Annotated in this window: 17 protein-coding genes; 6 read left to right on the plus strand and 11 right to left on the minus strand. The window is 67.6% G+C overall.

The genetic code is table 11. The annotated features are described in order from the left end of the window. The first annotated feature begins 67 nt into the window (after positions 1-67). Positions 68-1,324 carry a 6-phosphofructokinase gene (locus SriyCCGPB3_RS17545; protein ID WP_153854460.1) on the plus strand — a complete coding sequence of 419 codons (1,257 nt, stop codon included), beginning with the start codon at positions 68-70 and terminating at the stop codon, positions 1,322-1,324. A 119-nt stretch (positions 1,325-1,443) separates the two neighbouring features. Further along, on the plus strand, positions 1,444-1,833 hold the full coding sequence (locus SriyCCGPB3_RS17550; RefSeq protein WP_110713534.1) for a DUF488 domain-containing protein: 390 nt from the start codon (positions 1,444-1,446) through the stop codon (positions 1,831-1,833). A gap of 72 nt (positions 1,834-1,905) precedes the next feature. Here SriyCCGPB3_RS17550 and SriyCCGPB3_RS17555 read toward each other — a convergent pair whose 3' ends face one another. Further along, the gene (locus SriyCCGPB3_RS17555) at positions 1,906-2,409 is read right to left on the minus strand and encodes a hypothetical protein (RefSeq protein WP_153854462.1); all 504 of its coding nucleotides are present in this window, start codon (positions 2,407-2,409) and stop codon (positions 1,906-1,908) included. Positions 2,410-2,717: 308 nt separating this feature from the next. Here SriyCCGPB3_RS17555 and SriyCCGPB3_RS17560 point away from each other — a divergent pair, with 308 nt between their 5' ends. Next, positions 2,718-4,745: a sodium-translocating pyrophosphatase gene (locus SriyCCGPB3_RS17560; protein WP_071228169.1), complete on the plus strand. Its 2,028-nt coding sequence runs from the start codon at positions 2,718-2,720 to the stop codon at positions 4,743-4,745. Between the two features lie 78 nt (positions 4,746-4,823). Here the strand turns inward: SriyCCGPB3_RS17560 and SriyCCGPB3_RS17565 are convergent, their stop codons facing one another. The 5 genes from SriyCCGPB3_RS17565 to SriyCCGPB3_RS17585 are packed head-to-tail and all read right to left on the minus strand — an operon-like array spanning position 4,824 to position 7,776. Beyond that, on the minus strand, positions 4,824-5,543 hold the full coding sequence (locus tag SriyCCGPB3_RS17565) for an energy transducer TonB (RefSeq protein WP_350259565.1): 720 nt from the start codon (positions 5,541-5,543) through the stop codon (positions 4,824-4,826). After that, positions 5,540-5,965: a TonB system transport protein ExbD gene (gene exbD, locus SriyCCGPB3_RS17570; RefSeq protein ID WP_110713538.1), complete on the minus strand. Its 426-nt coding sequence runs from the start codon at positions 5,963-5,965 to the stop codon at positions 5,540-5,542. The genes SriyCCGPB3_RS17565 and exbD overlap by 4 nt, the downstream gene beginning before the upstream one ends. A 9-nt stretch (positions 5,966-5,974) precedes the next feature. Continuing rightward, positions 5,975-6,703: a tonB-system energizer ExbB gene (gene exbB, locus SriyCCGPB3_RS17575; RefSeq protein WP_180859656.1), complete on the minus strand. Its 729-nt coding sequence runs from the start codon at positions 6,701-6,703 to the stop codon at positions 5,975-5,977. Then, positions 6,690-7,157, minus strand: a complete 468-nt coding sequence (locus SriyCCGPB3_RS17580) for a YbaN family protein (protein WP_110713541.1) — start codon at positions 7,155-7,157, stop codon at positions 6,690-6,692. The genes exbB and SriyCCGPB3_RS17580 overlap by 14 nt, the downstream gene beginning before the upstream one ends. A gap of 31 nt (positions 7,158-7,188) precedes the next feature. After that, positions 7,189-7,776 carry a biliverdin-producing heme oxygenase gene (locus SriyCCGPB3_RS17585; protein WP_012512028.1) on the minus strand — a complete coding sequence of 196 codons (588 nt, stop codon included), beginning with the start codon at positions 7,774-7,776 and terminating at the stop codon, positions 7,189-7,191. A gap of 105 nt (positions 7,777-7,881) precedes the next feature. Between SriyCCGPB3_RS17585 and SriyCCGPB3_RS17590 the strand changes: the two genes are divergently transcribed. Continuing rightward, a complete protein-coding gene (locus SriyCCGPB3_RS17590) occupies positions 7,882-8,139 on the plus strand; it encodes a DUF2789 domain-containing protein (RefSeq protein WP_010483993.1) in 258 nt (85 codons plus the stop codon). Between the two features lie 78 nt (positions 8,140-8,217). Here SriyCCGPB3_RS17590 and SriyCCGPB3_RS17595 read toward each other — a convergent pair whose 3' ends face one another. The 4 genes from SriyCCGPB3_RS17595 to SriyCCGPB3_RS17610 all read right to left on the minus strand — a co-directional run bounded on the left by SriyCCGPB3_RS17595 (position 8,218) and on the right by SriyCCGPB3_RS17610 (position 13,419). Further along, complete coding sequence (locus SriyCCGPB3_RS17595; RefSeq protein ID WP_350259566.1) at positions 8,218-11,136, minus strand: TonB-dependent receptor; 2,919 nt, start codon at positions 11,134-11,136, stop codon at positions 8,218-8,220. Between the two features lie 199 nt (positions 11,137-11,335). Continuing rightward, the gene (locus SriyCCGPB3_RS17600; RefSeq protein ID WP_350259567.1) at positions 11,336-12,268 is read right to left on the minus strand and encodes a FecR family protein; all 933 of its coding nucleotides are present in this window, start codon (positions 12,266-12,268) and stop codon (positions 11,336-11,338) included. Between the two features lie 104 nt (positions 12,269-12,372). Continuing rightward, positions 12,373-12,873, minus strand: a complete 501-nt coding sequence (locus SriyCCGPB3_RS17605; protein ID WP_014038389.1) for an RNA polymerase sigma factor — start codon at positions 12,871-12,873, stop codon at positions 12,373-12,375. Between the two features lie 72 nt (positions 12,874-12,945). Further along, positions 12,946-13,419: a hypothetical protein gene (locus SriyCCGPB3_RS17610; RefSeq protein WP_350259568.1), complete on the minus strand. Its 474-nt coding sequence runs from the start codon at positions 13,417-13,419 to the stop codon at positions 12,946-12,948. Positions 13,420-13,603: 184 nt separating this feature from the next. Here SriyCCGPB3_RS17610 and ppa point away from each other — a divergent pair, with 184 nt between their 5' ends. Beyond that, a complete protein-coding gene (gene ppa, locus SriyCCGPB3_RS17615) occupies positions 13,604-14,140 on the plus strand; it encodes an inorganic diphosphatase (RefSeq protein ID WP_005410935.1) in 537 nt (178 codons plus the stop codon). Between the two features lie 151 nt (positions 14,141-14,291). Continuing rightward, positions 14,292-15,413: an HDOD domain-containing protein gene (locus tag SriyCCGPB3_RS17620; protein ID WP_110713547.1), complete on the plus strand. Its 1,122-nt coding sequence runs from the start codon at positions 14,292-14,294 to the stop codon at positions 15,411-15,413. Positions 15,414-15,471: 58 nt separating this feature from the next. On the opposite strand, the gene SriyCCGPB3_RS17625 is transcribed toward SriyCCGPB3_RS17620, so the two are convergent. Next, positions 15,472-15,681: a hypothetical protein gene (locus SriyCCGPB3_RS17625; protein ID WP_010483987.1), complete on the minus strand. Its 210-nt coding sequence runs from the start codon at positions 15,679-15,681 to the stop codon at positions 15,472-15,474. Between the last annotated feature and the right edge of the window lie 28 nt (positions 15,682-15,709).

The raw sequence follows: 15,709 nt of genomic DNA on the forward strand, positions 1-15,709 counted from the left end.
AATAGCGCCACTTTACCGCATCCGGGTAATGTCCCTGCAATGTCCCCTCCCCCGAGCAGGTAGAAGCATGCGCAACGGTACTCTCCTCTACGCCCAGTCCGGCGGCGTCACCGCCGTCATCAACGCCACGGCGGCAGCGGTGATCGAGCAGGCCCGGGCCAAGGGCATCAAGGTCCTGGCCGCCCGCAACGGCATCCTCGGCGCGCTGCGCGAGGAACTGATCGACACCAGCAAGGAGAGCGCTGCGGCCATCCGCGCGCTGGCCCATACCCCGGGCGGCGCCTTCGGCTCGTGCCGGGTCAAGCTGAAATCGCTGGACGCCGACCGTGCCCGCTACGACCGCCTGCTGGAGGTCCTGCAGGCCCACGACGTGCGCTGGTTCCTCTACAACGGCGGCAACGACTCGGCCGATACCGCGCTGAAAGTCTCGCAGCTGGCCAAGGCGTCCGGCTACGACCTGACCTGCATCGGCGTGCCCAAGACCATCGACAACGACCTGGCGGTGACCGACACCTGCCCCGGCTTCGGCTCGGCCGCCAAGTACACCGCAGTGTCGGTGCGCGAGGCGGCGCTGGACGTGGCGGCGATGGCCGAGACCTCCACCCGCGTCTTCATCTACGAGGCGATGGGCCGTCACGCCGGCTGGCTGGCCGCGGCCGCCGGCCTGGCCGGCAACGGCGATGACGAAGCGCCGCACATCATCCTGCTGCCCGAGCGCGCCTATGACGAGGCGGTGTTCCTGGCCAAGGTCAAGGCCGTGGTCGAACGTGTCGGCTATTGCGTGGTGGTGGCCTCGGAAGGTATCGCGACCGCCGATGGCCGCTTCGTCGCCGACGCTGGTGGCGGCAAGGACTCGTTCGGTCATTCGCAGCTGGGTGGCGTGGCGGCCCACCTTGCGGGACGGGTCAAGGACCAGCTCGGCCTGAAGGTGCATTGGGCGCTGCCCGATTACCTGCAGCGCTCGGCCCGCCACCTGGCCAGCAGGACCGACTGGGAGCAGGCGCAGGCGGTGGGCAAGGCCGCCGTGCAGCTGGCACTGAAGGGACAGAACGGCGTGATGCCGGTGATCGTGCGCAGCAGCGATGCGCCGTACCGCTGGAAGATCGAAGCCGCGCCGCTGTCGAAGATCGCCAACCACGAGAAGAAGATGCCGGCAGGCTTCATCCGCCGCGATGGCTTCGGCATCACCGCCAAGGCACGCGCCTACCTGTCGCCGCTGATCAAGGGCGAAGCACCACTGCCGTACGGCAGCGACGGCCTGCCGAAGTACGTCACCCTGAAGAACGTGGCGGTGAAGCAGAAGCTGCCAGCCTTCGAGGGCTGAGCCGAAAAAGGGGACGGAGGGGATTAAGTCGCATCTGCCCCTCCGTCATCTCCTACAGCGTCAGCAGTGGGTCGGATACGACTTAATCCCCTCCGTCCCCTTTTTAGTGGAGGCACACCTTGGCACTGCGAGTTGTTCGACTGGGTACGCCGCGCGCTCCCGGCGAGGGCCTGCGTATCGGTACCGTGCGACGACCACCGCGCGGCGTGCCACGCAGCGAATTCGCGACACAGGACTGGTACGACGTCTGGTTCCCGACCCTGTCACCCAGCGCGGAACTGGTGAAGCAGGCGCACGAGGCAAAAACCGCGGCCGACTGGAATGCGTTCTTCCGCCACTACAGGGCCGAGATGAAGGCGCCCGATGCGGCCCACGCGCTGGACCTGCTGGCCGCGATGTCACAACACAGCGACATCAGCGTGGGGTGCTACTGCGAGGATGAAGCGCATTGCCATCGCAGGGCCCTGCGCGAGCTGCTGGTGGCGCGCGGGGCGACGCTGGCGGAGTGAAGATCGCAGGGTTGCCGGCCAGCGGCCGGCACTATGCGTGGATGACCGCGTGGGTACACCGCCCACGCAATTTCAATTGCAGGCCTTGCCTTCCATCTGCAGCTGCGCGGCGAACATCGTCACCTGCGGAATCTGGCCGGCGGCGGCCTGCTTCTTGGCCTCTTCCAGATAGATGCGCGACTGGCCCTGCCCGTCCAGCTCGACCTTGTTGCTCGACGGCAGGCGCCATACCCGCACCACGGCCTGCTGTGCCGGGCAGGCGGCGCTGGGAACGCGGATCACATCATTGAGCTTCCAGCCCTTGTCGGCGCTTGGCTGCGCCTTGGCGTAGTCGACGAAGCGCGCGCGCGGCTGGCACTGCTCGCTGGTACGCACGGCGGAGAAGCGATACGGCTCGGCCGCCTGACCGGTGAAGGCACCTTCCAGGCGCGCGCAGGCCTCGGGAATCTGCCGCAGGGTGTGCACCGCGCCCACGGCCTGGGGGGCACCCACGGCGCGCTGCAGCTCCGGGGTTTCCGCGGCGAGTGCCGGTACGGCCGGGACCAGGGCGGCAAGCATCAACAGGGACAGGCGCATGGGGGATCTCCTTCAGGACTCCGCGCAGGCTTGCAGAGGCTGGCTTAACGGGGTGCAAAGGCCTGCAGCTTTCGAATCATGCCCATGGACTGGCGGCATGCGCCGCGGTTCGCAGGAGCCAGTCGAGCACGGCTCGACTCTACAGTGCGCGGCACGCATACTGCGGGCACCAGGGAATGCTGAACACCGCCATACGTCGGACGACCACCAAGGTCGGTACGGGTTGGTTCCAGGCTGCAGCCCGTCGTCCCCCTCGTGGTGCCGTTCATCGCCACTGGATGCCTACATCCATTCTGCGGAGGGGTCTAATGCTGGAACGTCACGGGCTGTCATTGGCGCTGGGCTGCGCCATTCTCGCGATCCTGTTCGGAATCGTCTCGGCGCGCTGGATCCTGCGCCAACCCACCGGCAATGAACGCATGATCGCGATCGCCACCGCGATCCAGGAAGGTGCGCGTGCCTACCTCAACCGCCAGTACCTGACCATCGGCGTCGCCGGCGTGGTGCTGTTCGTGCTGGTCGGCATCTTCCTCAGCTGGTACACCGCGATTGGTTTCGCGGTCGGCGCGGTGCTGTCCGGCGCCGCCGGCTACATCGGCATGAACGTGTCGGTACGCGCCAACGTGCGCACTGCCGAAGCTGCACGCCACGGCATCAGCGCCGCAATGGACGTCGCCTTCCGCGGCGGTGCGATCACCGGCATGCTGGTGGTCGGACTCGGCCTGCTGGGCGTGGCCGGCTACTACGCACTGCTGCTGCGCATGGGCCTGCCGATGGAACAGGCGCTGCATGCCCTGGTCGGCCTGGCCTTCGGCTCCTCGCTGATCTCGATCTTCGCGCGGTTGGGCGGTGGCATCTTCACCAAAGGCGCCGACGTCGGTGCCGACCTGGTCGGCAAGGTCGAAGCCGGCATTCCCGAGGACGACCCGCGCAACCCGGCGGTGATCGCCGACAACGTCGGTGACAACGTCGGCGACTGCGCCGGCATGGCCGCCGACCTGTTCGAGACCTATGCGGTGACTGTCATCGCCACCATGCTGCTGGGCAGCCTGATGCTGGCCGAGGCCGGCGCCAACGCGGTGCTGTATCCGCTGGTGCTGGGCGGCGTGTCGATCATCGCCTCGATCATTGGCGCGCTGTTCGTCAAGGTGAAGCCGGGCGGTTCGATCATGGGTGCGCTGTACAAGGGCGTGATCGTCTCCGGCGTGCTGGCTGCGATCGCGTTCTACCCGATCACCACCGGGTTGATGAGTGACAACGTGCATGGGCCGATGGCGCTGTATGGCTGCGCGTTGATCGGGCTGGTGCTGACCGGCCTGATCGTGTGGATCACCGAGTACTACACCGGCACCCAGTACAAGCCGGTACAGCACGTGGCGCAGGCCTCGACCACCGGGCATGGCACCAACATCATCGCCGGCCTTGGCATCTCGATGAAGTCCACCGCGCTGCCGGTAGTGGCGGTGTGTGCGGCGATCTGGGGCGCATTCGCGCTGGGCGGCCTGTACGGCATCGCCATCGCCGCCACCGCGATGCTGTCGATGGCCGGCATGATCGTCGCCCTGGATGCCTACGGACCGATCACCGACAACGCCGGCGGCATCGCCGAAATGGCCGAGCTGCCCTCGGAGATCCGCGACATCACCGATCCGCTGGATGCAGTTGGCAACACCACCAAGGCGGTGACCAAGGGCTACGCGATCGGATCGGCGGCGCTGGCGGCACTGGTGCTGTTCGCCGACTACACCCACAACCTGCAGGCCGCGCATCCCGGGCAGGAATTCCGCTTCGACCTCAGCGACCACACGGTGATCATCGGCCTGCTGATCGGCGGCCTGATTCCCTACCTGTTCGGTGCGATGGCGATGGAAGCGGTCGGCCGCGCCGCCGGTGCGGTGGTGGAAGAGGTTCGCCGCCAGTTCCGCGAGATCCCCGGCATCATGCAGGGCACCGGCAAGCCGCAGTACGACAAGGCGGTGGACATGCTGACCCGCTCGGCGATCCGCGAAATGATCGTGCCCTCGCTGCTGCCGGTGGCGGTGCCGGTGGTGGTCGGCCTGCTGCTGGGGCCGCGCGCACTGGGCGGCCTGCTGATCGGCACGATCGTAACCGGCCTGTTCGTGGCCATCTCGATGACCACCGGCGGCGGTGCCTGGGACAACGCCAAGAAGTACATCGAGGACGGCCACTTCGGCGGCAAGGGCAGCGAAGCGCACAAGGCCGCGGTGACCGGCGATACCGTCGGTGACCCGTACAAGGACACGGCCGGCCCGGCAATCAATCCGCTGATCAAGATCATCAACATCGTGGCACTGCTGCTGGTGCCGCTGTTGTAGATCCACGCCATGCGTGGATGATCAGCCCGACGGGGTCGGAGCCCTTTCCTGCGGAAAGGGCTCCGACCCCATCGTCAATCACCGCCCGCGCAGGAAGAACGACACCGGCACCATCACTTCCACCGGGTCGCCGGCCACGTCGGCCGGCGGCGCCGGTACCGGGCTGGCGCGCTGCACGGTGTCCAGCGTCTCCTGGTCAAGCAGCACGAAGCCACTGCTGCGGCCCAGTTTCAACCCCGAGACCGCGCCATCGCGGGCCACGGCAAAGCGCACGTAGACCACGCCCTGCTGGCGCAGCCGCTCGGCCTGGCGCGGATAGCGCCGATGCCTCTGCAGATGCCCGAGCAGGCGTCCTTCCCAGGTCGCCTCGGCACGACTGCGCTCACCCGCCGTGGTCTGCGGTGCGGTGTAGCGTGTAGCCGCGTCAGCCGCCACCTGCGGCGGTGCGCTGGTCTGCGCGACGTTGGCGTCAGCGGTGTCCGGCGACGGCGTCGGCTCCGGTGTACGCGGCGGTGGCAGGTCGCCCTGCGGCTGCACCGGCGCCTTGGGCTGTTCACGCAGGGCCGGCGTCGGCGCCTGCCGCTGCTGTTGCTGCTGCAGCGGCCCGGTGGCGACCTCGCGCGGCGGCACCGGCGGTGCCTGCGCCATCGGCGCCAGTTCCAGCATCAGTGCCGCGGGCGGCGCCGTTGCAGCCAGTGCTGGCGCACGGGCCGCCCACCAGCAGGCCGCGCCGATCAACAGCGCATGCACCAGCAGCACGATCGCCAGGCTGGTCGCCCAGCGCCGCAGTCCACTCATCGTGCGCCCTGCTCCAGGCCGACCAGCGCCACCTTCAGGTAGCCGGCCGCGCGCAGCGCATCCAGCGTGGCCATCAGTTCGCCATAGGGCACACGGGTATCGGCACGCAGGAAGATGCGCTGTGCGGTGTCTTCGTGGGTGGCGGCCTTCAATGCGGCAGCGAGTCCCTCGCGCGCCACCGGCTGCTCGCCAACGCGCACCGACAGATCGGCCTGCACGGTCACGTACACCGGCGCCTGTTCCGGCGGCGTGGCGCTGGCATTGCTGGCCGGCAGCTGGACCGGCACCGACACGGTGGCCAGCGGTGCGGCCACCATGAAGATGATCAGCAGTACCAGCATCACGTCGATGAAGGGCGTGACGTTGATCTCGTGCGCTTCTTCCGGTGCATCGTCACGGCCGGACGCGGTCCTGATCGCCATCGTCGTGCCTCAGTGCACCGCACGCAGCGGTGCCGCTGCGGTACGCAGCACGGCACGATCGAGATCGCGCGAGACCAGCTGCTGCACGGCCGCCGACAGATCGCCGAGCAGACCCCGCAGGCCGGCCAGCACACGGCTGAAGTGGTTGTAGACCAGCACGGCGGGAATCGCTGCGACCAGACCCAGCGCGGTCGCCAGCAGGGCCTCGGCGATGCCGGGCGCAACCACCGCCAGGTTGGTGGTGTTGCTCTGGGCGATGCCGATGAAACTGTTCATGATGCCCCACACCGTACCGAACAGGCCGACGAACGGCGCCACCGCGCCGATGCTGGCGAGCACGCCGATGCCACGTCGCTGCACGCGCGCGGTTTCCAGTTCAATGCGGTCCAGGCGCGAGGCGACGCGTTCCTTGATGCCGTCGCGGCTGTCCAGTTCCTGCGACAGGCGCAGCTCGGTGCGGACAGCGTCCAGCATGGCGAGTGCGGTGCCCTGCTGCAGGCAGGCCTCGGCGCTCTCGCCGGACAGGCTCGGCGCCTGCAGCAACAGCGTGCGCGCTGCGCGCAGCTGCCGGCCCTGGCGAGCCAGCTCCCAGCCCTTGGCCAGCAGCACGGTCCAGGTGGCCAGCGACGCCAGTGCCAGCGCGATCATCACCGTCTTCACCACCACGTCGGCGGCCAGGTACATGCCCCACGGGGTCAATGCGTGGGCGGCCACGGGGGCCAGGTCAGCAGGCAGCATCGTCTCGGTTTCCATCAGCATCAGGTGTCGCTGCGCGGCGGCGGGCCGCGCGCGGATCATTGGCGTCGTCCACTTCCACGACCGGATTGGGCTCCAGCCGCGGTGCGGGCCGACTGAGCACGTAGCCGGCGCTGACCGCGAAGAACAGGCCTACGCCCAGCAGCAGGCGCCAGGACGGGTGCGCACCCCAGCAGAACAGTGCGAAGCCCACCGCCATGCCGGCGCTGGCGAACGCCTTGCCCTTGCGTGACACCGCGCCTTGTTCGCGCCACAGCCGCAATGACGGGCCGTAGCGCGGATGCGCCAGCAGGCGCTGTTCGAACTTTGGTGAACTGCGCGCGAAGCAGCCCACGGCCAGGATCAGGAAGATGGTGGTCGGCATCACCGGCAGCAGCGCGCCGATCACTCCGAGGCCGACCATCAGCCAGCCCAGCGCGAACCAGAGCCAGCGCATCAGCGTTGCGCCGATAGGCGGGAGGCGTGCATCAGGCGAATTCCACTTCAACGTGGCCGTGCACGCTGCGGAACGCAGCATCGGCCGCATCGATCACCTGCTGCTCCTGCTCGGCGCTCAGCGGCACCGCGTCCAGCGCAGCAGTGAATTCACGCCAGTGGCGCGCAGCACCATCCGGATGCGCGGCCAGGTGGCGGGCGCCGAAATCGCGGTCCAGGCCCAGCTTGGCGGCCATCTTGTACAGCACCGTGCCGCCCAGGTTGGAGCCCTCGGCCACATACAGCCACCCCAACGCGGCGGGCAGTTCCAGATCAGACGGCAACGCCGCGATGTCGGCCCCCGGCAGGGTCTGCTCCAGATCCTGCAGGTCGCGCGCGACCTGGGTCAGGCGGCGGCGCTCGCCCAGGTCCGGCAGCAGTGCGTCCAGCGCAGGATTGGCATACAACGCATCGATGCTGCGGTGGAAGCGGTACTGCACGCGCAGGAAACGGGCGAAGTTGCTGCGGTCGGCGAAGATGTCGCCGGCCATGATGCGCTTGTCCAGCGCGCCATGGCTGTCGCGGGTGGCGGCCTTGAGCCGCAGGCTGCGGCTGTCTTCAGGGGCGATGTGTGCGTTCATGGGGATGCCAAAGGGGTCGTCCTGCTGTAGACGTTCGCCACGGGGCTTTCCCCAAGGCCATGTGCACCGATAATGGCGCATCCCTTCTTCCCGCAGGAACCGACGATGATCACCACCGAACCGCGCATGACCAACCTGTTCCTGCAGCTGGGCCTGGATGCCAGCGCCGAGGGCATCGCCCGCTTCATCCGCGAACACCAGCTGGCCACCGACGTGGAAGTGGTCGAAGCACCGTACTGGAACGATGCCCAGCGCCAGTTCCTGTCCGAGTCGCTGCAGGCCGATGCTGCATGGAGCACAGTGGTGGATGAGCTGAACGAGTCGCTGCACGAAGATGCGGTGAAGGCGGCGACCGGGCTGTAAGCGGGCTACGCAGGCTCGCTGGGGTCAGAGCCCTTTCCGCAGGAAAGGGATCCGACCCCACCACTCATCCGCGACCGATCAGTACTTCCAGGTCAACGCCAACCGCGCGGTACGGCCCGGGGCCGGCATCACGCCCAGGGCAAGCGGGTCCAGGTAGTAGCGGTCGGTCAGGTTGTCCACGCCGGCTTCCACCGACAGCTGGTCGTTGAAGCTCCAGCTGGCGAACAGGTCGACCAGGGTGGTCGGCCGGTACAGCTGCTGGATCGCCGACAGGCCCACGTTCCAGTCCTTGTCCAGCTTGCTGATCGGGCCGGCGTTGTGGACCACGCGGGTGCCGAAGGTCAGGCGCTCGTCGAACAGGCGCGAGCCCAGGGTCAGGTTGACCATGTAGCGCGGCGGGTTCTGGGTATTGGTGTACGAGCCCTCGAAGCCGCCGTCCACGCAGTTGGGCGTGTTGGCCAGCTCATCGTTCCTGCGCTGCGCACCATAGGCACGGCGCTCGGCGGCGATGTCCGGCGCGCAGGTCTTGGCCTTGAAGTAGTAGTGCGCGGACAGGTCGGCGAAAACCTTGCCGCTGTCATAGCTGGACTGGAACTCCATGCCCGAGACCTTGAACTGGTCGACGTTGCGGATCAGGCCAGCCGACAGCGTGCGGTAGTCGCGGGTGATCAGGTCGTCGATGCGGGTATCGAAGTACGCCAGCTTCAGCGCCAGGCGGTCGCCGGCGGTGAACAGGTCATAGCGGATGGTGCTGGCACCGATCTCCCAGCTGCGCGCACGCTCCGGCTTCAGCTCGCCCACCGGCTTGGCGGCGGTGAACAGACCCAGCGTGGTCTCGAACAGGCTCGGCAGCTTGGTGCCTTCGGCGTACTTCACGTAGACCATGGTGTCTTCGCTGAAGCGGTAGGCCACGCTGGCGGTCGGCGAGAACGCGGTGTCGCGGCGACGGATCGGCTGCGACCAGGTCCAGCTGACCGGCACTTCCAGGTCCTGCGCCTTGCCGGCGTCGTAGAAGTTCCAGCCACCGATGTCGCCCACCGTGCCCTTCTTGTACGGCGAAGCCAGCAGCGATTCCTGGGTGAAATTGCCGTTGGCGTCCGGATACCAGTTCAGCAGCGCGATGCGCTTGGCCCGCCACGACGGCAGCGCCGGGTTGCCATTGAGCAGCTCGGTGTAGCGGTACTGGCCCTGCACCTCGTAGGCATCGGGCGTGGCCAGGCGGTTGCGGTCGTGCACATCCACGCGGTTCCAGCGGCCGCCGGCCAGCAGTTCCCAGTGCTCATCGGGCTGCCACTTCAGCGAGGCCACGGCGCTGTATTCCTTGCGCTCGGCGTTGCGCAGGAAGCGGTTGTTGATCAGGTCATCGTGCATGACCGGCCCCGAGCTGCCCGGTGCGATGTCCTCATCGCTGTAGGACAGGCCGTAGTCGAGGGTGAATGCACCGGCGCGGGTATCGAACTTCGAGGTATTGCTGGCATCCAGCCCGAAGCGCTTCTGCCGCAGCGGATTGCGGTAGGCATCCTTGTAACCGGGGTCGCCACTGAAGCTGGGCGCGTCGTACCACTCGGTACGACGATCGAAATACCACGGGGTGATGCCGGTCAGGCTGTTGTACATCACGCTGTCGGTGTCGGTGTACGCGGCATTGACGCGCAGGTCGACCAGCTCGCTGTCCGGGTTGAAGCGATAGCGCAGGGTGTAGCTGTCCATGTCGACGTGGCCCGGATCCCATTGCGGAATGCGGTCGCGATCGACGCGGATGATCTGCGAGGCCATGATCTCGCCGGCGGTGCCCTCGTAGCGGCGGTAGCCCGCTTCCAGGGTCTGTGCATCGTCGATGCGCCAGGTGCCCTTGAGCAGCGCCGACTTCGAGCGCGCCGAGGTATTGAAGACCTCGGTACGCGGCGGGTTCAGCGGCGCCAGCGTGCGCCGGGTCTGCGGAAAGTCGTCGTAGCCGTGCTTGCCGGAGAAGTAGTTGCCATTGTCGCGGTAGGCGTAGGCGGCGACCAGATCGAAGCGATCCCAGTGTCCCGCAGCGGCGACGTTGAAGAACTGGCTGCCGGTGGCACTGCGATCGATGCGCGGCGCGGCACTGTAGGAAGGCAGGTTGTTGGCGCTGTTGTTGGCCAGGCCGCCACGCACGCGCACACCGAAGTCCCGGCCTTCGCGCAGCACGTCGCCGATCTTCAGCGTCTCCATCTCGACCACGCCGCCGATGCCACCGGAGGCGTTGGCCTGCAGGCTCGGGCCTTTGGTGATGGTCAGGCTGGAGATCAGGTCCGGGTCGAGGTAGGTGCGCTGCGACTGGCCGGCATAACCACGGTAGGTATCGATGCTGGACTGGCCACCGTCGATGATCACCGGCACGCGGCCCTGGCCCTGGATGCCACGGATGTTGACGTCGAAGCCGTTGCCCACGCGCGGATCACCGGCGGTGACGCCAGCCACACCCTTGACGATGTCGCCGTTGGACGTACCGCGGAATCGCTCCAGGTGCGTGCGGTTGAGCGTGGTGGTGGAGCCGACGCTGCGATAGCCGTCGAGCAGCCGCGCCTCGTCGCTGGTTGCGCCGCTGTCGATACGGTCGCCGGCCACGCTCAGCGTATCGGTGACGATCACACCGCTGTCGGCCTGCGCCGACGCTGCCGCTTCCAGGGTCACCGCATCGGCACTGACCCGGCGCACCGCCAGGCCACTGCCCTGCAGCAGGTGCTGCAACGCCTCGCTGGCCGACAGGCTGCCGCTGACCGCACGCGAGGTCACACCCCGGGCCAGGGTGGCCGGGTACACGACCTGCACGCCGGACTGGCGCATGTAGCTGCGCAGCGCCTCGTCCAGTGGCTGCGCGGGGATATCGAAGCGCTGCACGGCAGCGTGGTCACCGCTTGCATCCTGCGCGAGTACGGACGGCGCGGCGCTGGCCAGGCCGGCCGCCAGCAGGGCGATGCACAGGCGGGACGGGCGCGGCATGCGGCCCGGACGATGGAAATCGAACATGGGGGAACCTGTCAGGTAATCGGTGCCGCGGGCGCGGCGACATCCGCAACACGGGCGGACACGGCGACGTACTGGCGGCGGCGGGTACGTTCGCGGAGTAAGACGGATGACAGCGTGGCAACCCCAAGAGCGATTTGCGGCCGCGGCAGGTGCCGACCGCTGGGCGGCACAGGGACGGTCATCCACGCATGGTGTGGATCTACTGCACGATGGCGACGCCGAATGGCAGACGAGTAACCCGAAGACCTGCTGTTGCCGCCAACGCATCCAGCGCCTGCTCCGGGCGATCAATGCGCAACGCCGCACTGACAGCCGGCAGCTGCGACAGATCGCCACGCACGAAGGTCGGGCCAGCGCGATAGCGCCCGACCCACTGCACGGCGTCGGCGACGCTGGCCTGCTCCAGCAGCAGTTCGCCCTGCCGCCACGCGCCGACACTGTCGGCCACCACATCCTGCAGACGCGTCACGCCACTGCGCTCGCCATAGACCGCACGCTGTCCCACCTGCAGATAGGTCCAGCCACCGTCGACCGGGCTGGCCACACGCACCCTGCCCTGCCCGACCTGGGTTTCCACCCGGCCATCGCTGCGTGCCACGCTGAAGGCAGTGGAAATGTCTTCGACCAGGCCATTGCCAGCGCGCACGCTGAAACGTCGCTGCGCATCCGGGCTGACCTCGAACCAGGCCCGCCCGCGCAGCAGCTCGATCTCGCGCGCATGTGCATCGAAACGCACAGCAATCGCACTGTCCGCATCCAGCACGGCGCGACTGCCATCGGGCAGATTCACGCTCTGCACGACATGCGTACTGCGATGGTCGGCCTGCAGCCGCAACCAGGCCTCCGGCCATGCCACCAGCATCGCCAGCGCAGCTGCAGCGGCCATTGCCCAGCGCATTCGATGCGGGCGCCGGCGTCCGACGGGCGTGGCCTGCGGGCGTGGTCCGACGCTGCGCCACAGCGCGCGCTCGTGCTCGAAGGCGCGGCGGTGCCCCGGTTGTTCCAGCCAGTGCTCGAACTCGTGCATGCGTCCCTCGCCGATGTCACCCGAGGCCAGCCACGCGATCCAGCCCCGGGCCTGTTCGGCCAGGGCATCGTCATTGGCGGCGGGCAGCGTGTTCGGCGGGCTCATCGGCTGGCGGACAGGCGCATTCAAGCGCGGGCGGAGGAACTAGACCGCATCCACGGTCCAGTGATCAAGACGTTTCAGCGAGGGCCAGCCCCAAGCCGGGGCGTTCATCGGCCGCTGCGCGCCCAGGCCAGGCGTTGCAGCGCGGTGCGCACATGGTTCTCGACGGTAGTCACCGACACACCCAGACGGCGTGCGATCTCGGCCTGGGTCAGGCCCTGCAGGCGGTTGAGCCGGAAGATGGTGCGGGTCGGCTCCGGCAGGTGTCCCGCCGCGTCGAGCACCCGCTGCAGCTCGTCCTGTGCCATCGCCTGCTCTTCGGTCGAGATCACCTCGTCCGGCCCCCACAGGTAGTGGTCGGCCAGCAGGCGGTTGCGCCGGGTCGATTCGCGGCCATGGTCGGTGGCCAGGTTGGCGGCCAACCGGTACAGATAGGCGCGCGGGTTGTCGATGGCCTGGCTGTCGTCGACCCCGCGCGCCTTGAACCACACCGCCTGGATCACGTCTTCGGCGCCGTTGTCGCCCCCCAGGATGCGTTGCACCCGGCGCAGCAGCGCGGGCCGCTCGCGGATCAGCAGTTCGGTGAGGGAGGCGGCATTGGAGGACATGCGCGGAACCGGGACGACAGACGGAAGGCGCCGCGCATGCTACTCCGTTAATGAGAATCAGTCACGTTCGCATCAATGAATGCACCCGGTCAGCCCGTCATAGACGCTCTGCGAGGTCCCCGGCAGCGGGTCATGCAGGGGATTGCGGGCGGCCAGCGCGGCATGGAAGGCTTCCACCGGGGTTCCCGCCACCAGCGGCAGGCGGCACAGCCAGGTCGGTTGCCGGGCCACGATCGCGCCATCGCTGCGGGACACCTCCAGATCGCTGGCGGCGAATGCCCACAGGCACTCATGGATGGTTCCCCGCACCGCATCCACCGAACAGCGCAGGCGCAGCGCCCGGATGTCGCTGTATTCGCCCTCGCAGAAGGTGTCGCCACAGATCGCATCGAAGCCATGCTGCAAACGGCCTTCCAGAGCAAAAAAGCGGTCCCAGTTGGCCTCCTGGTGCGGGTAGTCGATCAGGTCGACATAGGGAAATGCCTGTACCGGCGGCGCCATCAGCAGCGCGCAGCTCAGGCCGAACGGCAGGGCAGATGCTTTCATGCGGGAGCTCCTTGGGATGAGGGTTCCAGCCTGCACCCGGCGTCCCGACGTCCCCATCGGGCAACCCCACCAGCACGTGTGGGCGGCCGCCGTGCCGTACTGTCGGCACCCTCCCCTGCACAGCGCCCGGCAAAGGCATAAAATGGGGGGCTATCCGTCTATATCCCCCACCTGGAGCACGACCATGGGTCTGGAACTCGTCTCGCCCGGCAAGAACCCGCCGGAAGAAATCAACGTCATCATCGAGATCCCGAAGGACTCGGAGCCGGTGAAGTACGAAGTGGACAAGGAAACCGGCGCGATCTTCGTCGACCGCATCCTGTCCACCCCGATGCGCTACCCCTGCAACTACGGCTACGTGCCGAGCACCCTGTGCGGCGACGGCGATCCGGCCGACGTGCTGGTGGTGCTGCCGCTGCCGCTGGTGCCGGGCTCGGTCGTGCGCTGCCGTCCGGTCGGCGTGCTGAAGATGAGCGATGAGGCAGGCAGCGACGAGAAGATCCTGGCCGTGCCGGTCTCGAAGATCTTCAGTGGCTATGCCCACGTCGAAGACATCGCCCAGGTGTCCAGCCACTGGCTGGAGCGCATCGGCCACTTCTTTGAGCACTACAAGGACCTGGAGAAGGGCAAGTGGGTCAAGCTGGACGGTTGGGGCGGCGCCGCTGAGGCCAAGCAGATCCTGATCGAGGCGCACCAGCGCCATCTCGACAGCAAGGCCTGAGCCTGAACCGGATTGCTCCGGCAGGCCCTGCCGGAGCGATGCGGGTCACGTTTCACGACGACGGCACATCACACGTGCCGCCGTATTAGGTAAATTGCGTCACTTCACACGTCATCGACATCCATCGTCGAGACAGCCAGGGGAATGTGTCGTGCGTATTCTGCTTGTTGGGGATGCAGCCAGCCTGCCGGCCGAGCTGACCGAATTCATTGCCGATCTTGGGGAAGACTGGCAGCCGCTGACCGCCACTGATGGCCAGACCGCGATGACCGCGGTGGCTACGCAGGGTGTGGATGCGGTGATCGTCTGCCCGCAGCTGCCGGACCTCAATGCCACCACGCTGCTGGGCCAGATCCGGACCTTGCGCCCGGAAACCATCCGCATTGCGCTGGTGGATGCCCAGCATGGCAACCGGCCGCCACCGGCACGCCTGATCGGTGTCGCTCACCGTTTCCTGCCGTTGCCACTGGCACCGGAAGTGCTGCTGGAGGCACTGACCAGCCTGGAAGAGCTGCGCGAAGTACTGGACAGCCCACGCCTGCGCGATGCCATCGGCCGTATCGAGAAACTGCCTTCGCCGCCGCACCTGTACCTGAGCCTGACCCAGGCACTGGAGCATGACGACGACGCCGACAGCGCCGACGTGGCCAAGCTGGTGGCGGCCGATCCGGCCATTGCCGCCAAGGTGCTGCAGCTGTCGAACTCGGCGTTCTTCAGCCAGGGACGCACCATCGCTGACCTGCGCACGGCAGTGACCCGCCTGGGCCTGTCGACGCTGCGCGACCTGGTGCTGGCCAGCGAGGTGTTTTCCGCACCCACGCTGTCCACCGCCGAACGCAATTCGCTGCAGCAGCGCGCCCTGCTCGCTTCGCGCCTGGCCGCGCGCCTGCTGCCCGAATCCAGTGCCGAACTGGGCGCGACCGCCGCACTGCTGGCCGACATCGGCCTGCTGCTGCCCGGCGTACGCAACGAACGCAGCGAGCCGACGCTGGCCGGTGACACGCGCCCGGGCCACGCGGAAGCCGGCGCTTATCTTCTCGGCCTGTGGGGCCTGCCGATGCCGATCATCGAAGCGGTGGCGTTCCACCTGCAGCCGCAACGCGCCAATACGCGCAGCTTCTGGGTGACCGGAGCGGTGCATGTGGCGCTGGCGCTGGTCAACGGCGATCCGGTGGATGAGGACTACCTGCAACGCGCGGGTGTACTCAACAGGCTGCCGCAGTGGCGGGAGCATGCCAATGCGTTGATGGGACTGGTACCCAGCGACGCCTGAGCCCCCTGCATGCCAGGAAGACTCAAGGGGCGCGCCTGACGGCGCGCCCTTTTTTGCATCAGCGCGCGCCGCAGGCGTCCTGCACGCAGTGACGATACTGCAGATCGCACAGAACCTTCGACTTGCCTGCGGCCAGGCATTCCTGACGCAGCTCCTCGCAGTACAGCCCGCCCCCACAGACGCCCCCGGTCTGGGCAAACACCGCACCGACCAGCGTCGCATAGATCAGTGCAGCGGCAGACAGCTTGTGCAACAGCGTGCTCTTCATCTCTCTCTCCATGTGCAGGCGTCCGTGA

The sequence above is a fragment of the Stenotrophomonas riyadhensis genome (assembly GCF_040256885.1).
In the GTDB taxonomy this organism is placed as follows: domain Bacteria; phylum Pseudomonadota; class Gammaproteobacteria; order Xanthomonadales; family Xanthomonadaceae; genus Stenotrophomonas; species Stenotrophomonas riyadhensis.

What these genes read in the sequence shown, in the direction of transcription:
- SriyCCGPB3_RS17545 (WP_153854460.1), top strand. Translation starts at nt 68, where the DNA reads ATGCGCAACGGTACTCTCCTCTACGCCCAGTCCGGCGGCGTCACCGCC.
- SriyCCGPB3_RS17590 (WP_010483993.1), top strand. Translation starts at nt 7,882, where the DNA reads ATGATCACCACCGAACCGCGCATGACCAACCTGTTCCTGCAGCTGGGC.
- exbD (WP_110713538.1), bottom strand. Translation starts at nt 5,965, where the DNA reads ATGGCGATCAGGACCGCGTCCGGCCGTGACGATGCACCGGAAGAAGCG.
- SriyCCGPB3_RS17555 (WP_153854462.1), bottom strand. Translation starts at nt 2,409, where the DNA reads ATGCGCCTGTCCCTGTTGATGCTTGCCGCCCTGGTCCCGGCCGTACCG.
- SriyCCGPB3_RS17605 (WP_014038389.1), bottom strand. Translation starts at nt 12,873, where the DNA reads ATGTCCTCCAATGCCGCCTCCCTCACCGAACTGCTGATCCGCGAGCGG.
- SriyCCGPB3_RS17585 (WP_012512028.1), bottom strand. Translation starts at nt 7,776, where the DNA reads ATGAACGCACACATCGCCCCTGAAGACAGCCGCAGCCTGCGGCTCAAG.
- SriyCCGPB3_RS17625 (WP_010483987.1), bottom strand. Translation starts at nt 15,681, where the DNA reads ATGAAGAGCACGCTGTTGCACAAGCTGTCTGCCGCTGCACTGATCTAT.
- exbB (WP_180859656.1), bottom strand. Translation starts at nt 6,703, where the DNA reads ATGCTGCCTGCTGACCTGGCCCCCGTGGCCGCCCACGCATTGACCCCG.
- SriyCCGPB3_RS17565 (WP_350259565.1), bottom strand. Translation starts at nt 5,543, where the DNA reads ATGAGTGGACTGCGGCGCTGGGCGACCAGCCTGGCGATCGTGCTGCTG.
- SriyCCGPB3_RS17595 (WP_350259566.1), bottom strand. Translation starts at nt 11,136, where the DNA reads ATGTTCGATTTCCATCGTCCGGGCCGCATGCCGCGCCCGTCCCGCCTG.
- SriyCCGPB3_RS17580 (WP_110713541.1), bottom strand. Translation starts at nt 7,157, where the DNA reads ATGCGCTGGCTCTGGTTCGCGCTGGGCTGGCTGATGGTCGGCCTCGGA.
- SriyCCGPB3_RS17600 (WP_350259567.1), bottom strand. Translation starts at nt 12,268, where the DNA reads ATGAGCCCGCCGAACACGCTGCCCGCCGCCAATGACGATGCCCTGGCC.
- SriyCCGPB3_RS17560 (WP_071228169.1), top strand. Translation starts at nt 2,718, where the DNA reads ATGCTGGAACGTCACGGGCTGTCATTGGCGCTGGGCTGCGCCATTCTC.
- ppa (WP_005410935.1), top strand. Translation starts at nt 13,604, where the DNA reads ATGGGTCTGGAACTCGTCTCGCCCGGCAAGAACCCGCCGGAAGAAATC.
- SriyCCGPB3_RS17610 (WP_350259568.1), bottom strand. Translation starts at nt 13,419, where the DNA reads ATGAAAGCATCTGCCCTGCCGTTCGGCCTGAGCTGCGCGCTGCTGATG.